Source organism: Streptomyces sp. NPDC032472, assembly GCF_040636955.1.
Lineage (GTDB): Bacteria > Actinomycetota > Actinomycetes > Streptomycetales > Streptomycetaceae > Streptomyces.
Genome location: NZ_JBEZVK010000119.1, coordinates 1 through 5686, shown reverse-complemented (window position 1 = coordinate 5686; position 5686 = coordinate 1). Strand labels below are relative to the sequence as shown.

Annotated in this window: 3 protein-coding genes and 1 pseudogene; all 4 read right to left on the bottom strand. The window is 69.3% G+C overall.

Annotated elements, in window-relative coordinates; all coding sequences use genetic code 11:
• Positions 1 to 173: 173 nt before the first annotated feature.
• Positions 174 to 323, bottom strand: coding sequence for a GNAT family N-acetyltransferase (locus AB0F11_RS35900; RefSeq protein ID WP_362183371.1), 150 nt, complete (start codon positions 321 to 323; stop codon positions 174 to 176).
• Positions 324 to 850: 527 nt separating this feature from the next.
• Positions 851 to 3094, bottom strand: a complete 2244-nt coding sequence (locus tag AB0F11_RS35895) for a S8 family serine peptidase (protein WP_362183353.1) — start codon at positions 3092 to 3094, stop codon at positions 851 to 853.
• Between the two features lie 1086 nt (positions 3095 to 4180).
• Positions 4181 to 4564, bottom strand: coding sequence for a contact-dependent growth inhibition system immunity protein (locus tag AB0F11_RS35890; RefSeq protein ID WP_362183368.1), 384 nt, complete (start codon positions 4562 to 4564; stop codon positions 4181 to 4183).
• A 28-nt stretch (positions 4565 to 4592) separates the two neighbouring features.
• A pseudogene (locus AB0F11_RS35885) lies at positions 4593 to 5476 on the bottom strand (IS982 family transposase).
• Positions 5477 to 5686: the final 210 nt, after the last annotated feature.

The window sequence follows — 5686 nt, the reverse complement described above, 5'->3', positions numbered from 1 at the left end:
TGAGCGGGGGGTGGCACGCCCGCCCGCCCCCCCCCCCCCCGGGGGCGGGCCCACGGCCCCATGTTCCCCCTCCGCACACGCGCTGGAGGCTGCCTCGTTCGGTGCCTTTACGTCCGGTCGAAGCTCCAGGCGAGTACGACCTGCTTCTCTTCCGGTAAGCCTCCGGCACGGCGCTACGTAGCGCGGGCCGGCGCGTTGTCCTCGTCCGTGATGGTCCACGTGCCGTGGCAGCGCCGTCCACGAGCCAAGTCTGCATGCGCCGACGTCAGGGCCCGGCCGACACCACGCCCGTGGAAGGAGTCGCCCACGCCCAGCTTGTACAGAAACCCCCGCGCAGCGGGAGCGCCCGCCCCGGCCCTACCCGATGGTGACCACGCGGGCCCGCGCGGGCGGCGCGTCCGTCACGTAGTCGGGATCCTCCTCGCGCCACGAGCGGCCCGCCCGCTCCCGCGGGAACAGCCACACCACCGTCCGGCAGGCGGGCGGGCCAACGGGTCTGCCCTCCGTCAGGACCACGAAGACGCCGCCCGCCCACCGCGCGCGAGATCCGGACCTTCTACCGGCACGCCGTCCTCGACCGCCAGGCTCCCGCTGACGAGAACCCCGTCGACAAGAACCGCGAAGGCCCCACCGGACCGGCCGCCGTCAAGCGGCTGCTGAAGCACCGCACGCCCACGCCGGCCGCGGCTGCCGCCGTGGCCGTCTCCCGGGACAGGTTGCTGGCACCGGTACAGCCGCTGCCCGCTTCCCTGGCACGGACGATCGCCCGGCTCGGCGACGCCCGAACAGGCCTGGGCAGATGGCGCCGCAGCGGCCGCACCATCTGCCCGCTTCTCCTGTCGCCACCCGGTCAGTTCGCCAGTTGCGCGATCGGGCCGTTCAGGTCGCCGGTGACGACGAGGGCGAAGTCCTGCGGTCCGGCCAGCAGGTTGCGGGCGAAGACCTGGATGAGGTAGGTGCCGGCAGGCGGCGCATCGATGCGGACGACCTCGACGTTGTTGGTGCAGTCACTGCCGATCAGCGGGTTGGGCAGTCCCGCGTTCCCGGCATGCTTGGTGCCGTCGGGAGCCTGGACGATCACGCTGATGTCGTTCTGGAGACCGCGGCCGGGCAGGTCCGTGTACGCGAGGCAGAGCCGGAAAGGTGTGGCTGATCCCGCGGTCACGTTGAAGCGCTTGCGTTCCCCGGTGCGCTGGAACTGCTTGGCCGGCTTCTGCCACGTGTCGACGAACTCGAGGTCGAAGTCCGCCGCCCCGTCGTGGGGAAGGGTGGTGGGCATGTGGATGGCACCGAAGCCCTGTTGGTAGTACGGGAATTTGGCCGTCGAGTCAGGCCCCGACAGCGTGCGTGCGCCGTTGATCAGGGTGGCCTTGACGAGGGCTGCGCTGGGCTCGGTGCTGCGCCGGTCGGCGTAGTACTGGCGTACGAGTGCGGCGCAGCCCGAGGCGAGGGGGGTGGCCATGCTGGTCCCGCCCATGTAGGCGTACCGGGGGTTCTGGGGGTGCAGCCCCCAGAAGTGGTTCGAGGGGGCGAGGGAGGACCGGGCGGACAGGATGTCGGTTCCGGGGGCCATAAGCTCCGGCTTGATGCGGAAGTCGTCACAGGGGCCGCGGCTGCTGAAGGCGGCAAGGGATTCGGGGTCGCCGGACACGCGGTCGGCGCCGATGGGCGGGTCGGGGTAGTCTCCCGGCCACAGGCTGTTGTAGGTGGCCTGGGAGAAGCCGCCGCTCGTACGGTCGCTGCGGCTGGCTCCCACGGTGAGGGCGTTCTTGCAGGAGCCGGGTGAACCGATGGATGCCCAGTCGACGAAGCCCTTGGGCGAGTTCAGGCGTACCCCCGCGGTTCCCTCGTTCCCGGCGGCGATGACGACGAGCATGTCGCGGCGTTGGTGGACGTAGGAGTCGACGTCGTCGGAGTCGATGGTGTACGCGGATTGGGTTGCGGCACCCCAGCTGTTGCTGTGGATGCGGGCGCCGGCCTGGTAGGCGGGCTCGAAGAGATCGGCGAGGGAGAGGGGCAGTCCGCCGAGGTTTCCCGCCGCATCCATGATTGATTGGAAGTAGAGCTTCGCTTCGGGAGCAGCGCCGCGGATCTGGCCCTGGGAGGCGGAGCCGTCTCCCAGCACGGAGCCTGCGACATGGGTGCCGTGCCCGTCCGGGTCGTCGCTGTCGCCGGGGCGGCCGAGCGCGACAACGCCGACGATGCGGCCCTGGAAGTCGGGGTGGGTTTGGTCGAGGCCGGTGTCGGCGACCGCCACGATCTGCCCCTTGCCCGTGAACGGCACACCGCTGCTGCCCGCCCCGTCGGGGACGATGCCCATCAGTCGGACGGCGAGGTCGTTGCACAGCTTCGGCGGGACGTACTCGACCATGTCGAGCACATCGGGGAGTTGGGGAATCTCCGTCTCCAGCGGGGACCCCTCGGGGATCTTGAGCCGGATGCGGTGTGAGGCGGAGGCGACGAGCCGCAGACCGGAAGAGGCCTCGTGGCTCTCGAGCCATGCCATGACCGACTCGCGGGCGCCGGGCGTCTCTGCCAGCCGCAGATCCCAGACGCGACCGTCGGTGGCGGTCTTCGGTTCGCCTGCGGTGGGCGGGGCCGGGGATTCGCCCGCACGGAGCCGGACGGGGGCGCCCATTCGGGGACCGTAGCGGTCGACGGAGACCACGAAGTCGAGGTTGGCCAGTTGGCCGGCCTGGGATTCGGTGGCAGCCGCGATGTAGGCGTTGACCGGGACACTGCGCTGTAGCTCGACGCCGGTGGAGGCGATCTCCTCCCGGTACCGTTCGACGAGCGGTTCGCCGAGCTGGACGATCCACGAGGCGCGGTCGCCGGGTGCGACGTCCAGGACCTCCGCGTCGCCGTCCGCTTCGGGGACGGCGGACCTGCCGGTCAGACGCCCGCGGGCCATGGCGGACGTCTCGCTGCGGACGTCGTCCAGTCTGCCGACGGTGAGTCCGGCGCTTTCGAGCTGGGGAATGTCACTCTCGGCGATGTCTCCGAGGACATAGCTGTCGGTGGCGGTGGGGTTGCCGAGGATGTTCAGCGCGGCCTGTTCCTCATGCTCGTGCATGAAGTATGCGATTACCCGCATGGCGGTTCCGTTTCCTGGGCGCGTTCGCACGCCCGAGCAGGGAAGCTGGGTGATGGGGAACGATCGCGGATCCACGCGGCGGACGCCGCGGCTGCCCCGGGCACCGGGCGTCTGAGCTCAATCTAACTGCGGAGAGTGACGACGGGTCGGGGGGACACGCCTCCATCCGGTGATTCGAGCGCAGGGAGCCGGAGGTATCGATTCAGCACGCCGACCGGACACGGTCGAACTCTCGAGCCCGGTGCGGCCGGAGCCTGTCGTGGTTTGACGTCGTAGCCGGCTCTGGATTGGCGCAGTCGATCCAGAGGAGCATCGCGTGACGGGTGGATGCGGCACCGCCGGAAGTGCGCGACGACGCGGCCTTCGGGGAACAACTACTGGATTCCCTCCAAGTCCGACGACGGTCGCCGTGAGTACATCTCCCACAACAGCGAACTCATCAAGGCCGCAGCCGCCGAAGCAGGGCCAGGGAGATATGCAGCGCGCCTCGGCGGGCGCGCGTGTCCTGCCGTGGTCGGGCGGGCGTTGCTGTCGCCGGTCGAGGTGCTCGTGGCCGGACGGGAGCGCGCGGGCCACGACGCCTCCCGCGTCCTCGAGGTACCCGCGGCCCGCGTGGAGTCCCGGGTCACGACGGCGAGCCGGGAATGTTCTTCACCTACAAGGTCGAGTACGGAGACGAGCCCCTCGTCCAGCTCTCCCTGCCCCGCACGTGGGCACGGCGGGTCGCCGGCGCCGGCTGGGCCGTCGTGGACGGCTGGCCGGTGATCGACGTCCTGGAATGGGACCACAGCGCCACCCCCGCCCGGCCGCACGACCCGGGTACGCACCGCCCTGATCTGCGCCGATTACGACGCGGGGATGCACGGCTGGCGCGCCCATGCCGACAACCGCATTTGCCGCGTGGCCTGGACCGGTCGTGGCACCGCATCGCTCGTCATGCCCTGGGACGAACCCGTCGGCTCCTGACGACACCCGTTGGCCGGGCCCGACCGCCGACGAGATCCTCGACAAAGTCGCCGCCTACTGCCATCGAATCTCTGGTTCGGATCGTTAGCCCTTCGCGAGTTCCTTCACCCGCGCCTTCGGTCAGCGAAGCGATGCGGGCTGGGCGACAAAGCGGGCGAGTTCCTCGACGGCGCCGCGGGGCAGGCCGGCGACTGCTGCCTCTGGCAAGGCCGTGATCACGGTACGCAACCGCGCCCCGAGCTCTGGGCGCAGGGACCAGGCCGAAGCAGGGACTCTTACGGTGGCAAGCAGCGGGTCGCCTTTGTGGAAGTAGGCAAGCAGCGGTTCCTCAAGCAGCAAGCGCACCGCGAGCGGAAGGACGTACGGCAGCGCAACCTGCTGAGAGATGAGGGTGCGCAGATCCGCCGGGCCGAGTTCGCCCAGCTGAACACGCCGCAACTCATGCACTTTACGGACCAGAAGGGTCGCGTCAGAGGAAGCAGGCGCCCAGTGAGGTGGGTCCAGCTCATCTAGATGAGTGAGTCCGATGTTCTCAGTGGTCGTAGGCGATCAGGGATCGTTTGATCTTGGCGCCGGTGGTCCAGTTGTGCCAGATGCCGGCGGCAAGAGCGAGGAGTCGTTGTCCGGTGCGGGCGAAGACTCCGGCCGGGGTTCTGCCGCCGTGCTGTTCGAGGCTGAGCTGGCCCTTGAGGGTGTCAATGACGGCCTCGATCCACTGGCGGACGCGGGCGATCTTCCCGTGCCGGACCGGCTCGTCCTTGCGGTCCGGCCGCACCAGATGAACACCGAGCCGCTCGGTGCAGAACGCTTCGAACTCCTTCCCGGCGAAGCCCTTGTCGGCCAGGATCACCTGCCCGGCCCGCACGAGGCGATGGTCGCGCTCCAGCAGCGCGGCCATCACCTCCCGCTCGCCGATCTTCGGGTTGGCCAGGCACCAGGTCACGGGCATGCCCTCGACGGTGGTGACCAGGTAGAGCCGGAACCCCCAGAAGAAGCGGGAGTGGCTGCGGCAGAAGCCGTATCCGCAGTGCCCTGCCAGGTCGGACCGTTTGACGGTCTCACGGGAGGCCGCGCAGGGCAGTGGGGCGGAGTCGATCAGCCGCAGGTCGTCGTGCCAGGCGGGCACCTGCCGGGCCAGGGCCTCGATCACGTGGCTGATCAGCGGTCCGGCCGCATTCAGGCGCTTGTTGTAGGCCGACTGCTGGGGCAGGTAGCGGAACAGGTGCCCCAGCCGGGCATGGCGAAGCAGATCCAGTGCCGGGCCGAGGGAAAGCCCAGCAGCACCTGGGTGACGGCCAGGCACAGCAGTTCGGCGTCCGTCAGTTTCGGAGGTCGCCCGATCCGGCGACAAGGCGCCACATGGTCGTCGATGAACACGTACAGTGCCGCCAGAAGGGCGTCCAGGTTTGTCTTCACACACTGACCAACGGGCGCCCTTCGTCATGGTCGCGACCAGCACAGACATTGGACTCATTCATCTAGCCGTCCCCTCGAAGGCGTCGCGCGATGGCGATGTCGTCCTGCAACGCGCTTAGACATCGTTTCTTTTGGCGTGATCGTTCGTTGAGCCGTGCATGACGGACTTGGTCGAGCGGCTGGTGCCGGACGAACTGTGGGTGTTGTTTC